The following is an 821-nucleotide window of genomic DNA, read 5'->3' as shown; positions in this document are numbered from 1 at the left end:
CCTTAATCAAACACGTATTAAACTCATGAACCGTTATGATACTCCAAACTCAGAAGATAAAAAGATTTATCGTAAAACTCAAAGCGTATTGGAAATTACTTCTCAAAAAACAAAAACAGACTTAAGCGATTTTGATTATCGCTATCATCGTTTATTTAACGGACAAAAAAGTTCGAGAGGACTCATCGATTACTTTATGACACTGGATGTTGAATTCAAAGAAACGTACGAACTAGCACAGCAATTACTGATTGCGCTACAACACAAAAATCCCCCTGCTTACCAATCACTGATTCAGACTAAAAAAACCTTTCGTTTCTTCACAACTGAAACGCAGTTTAAAAACATTAAACAAGCATTTACCTGCAATCGAAAATAGTTCTAAATACGAGGATTCCAACGGGCATTTAGGAGGGATCAATAACAAAATAAAAGTGATTAAACGGATTTCGTTTGGTTACCGTAACTTTTCAAATTTCAGAAACAGGATTCTACTCGGATTCAATCATAAACGCATCGCTCCCAACTCGTAATTAATTGACTCTTTTACTGTCTTTTAATACGCGAGAGCCTCAATAATAAACGTGCAGTGTCATGACGTTTGTGAAGGCGACTCTAGCGGGAAAAGTGGCAGCTGAATACCCCACAGCGGAGCGCGGAGGATGAAGCGTCACCCGCAGAAAGCGTCCTTCACATTAGGAATGACTACAAAAAAAAGCAACTACCAAAAAAAGATAGCTGCAAAAAATGACTTATTTTACTAAATTTTGAATAACAACACTTATTTGACATAGAGCCAATTAAAAATACCATTGGAGCAC

General features: G+C 36.7%; 2 protein-coding genes. Both read left to right on the top strand.

The genetic code is table 11. The features are described 5' to 3' along the window. The coding region (locus BCAMP_RS14095) for a hypothetical protein (protein WP_408605197.1) at positions 1-379 on the top strand (379 nt) is incomplete at its 5' end. Continuing rightward, the gene (locus BCAMP_RS13310) at positions 327-533 is read left to right on the top strand and encodes a transposase (RefSeq protein ID WP_232217994.1); all 207 of its coding nucleotides are present in this window, start codon (positions 327-329) and stop codon (positions 531-533) included. The genes BCAMP_RS14095 and BCAMP_RS13310, both read left to right, overlap by 53 nt. The last annotated feature ends 288 nt before the right edge of the window (positions 534-821 follow it).

This window comes from Brochothrix campestris FSL F6-1037 (genome assembly GCF_000525915.1).
Lineage (GTDB): Bacteria > Bacillota > Bacilli > Lactobacillales > Listeriaceae > Brochothrix > Brochothrix campestris.
Note: the sequence above shows the minus strand (reverse complement) of the source record. Positions and strands in the feature narration are given on the sequence as shown.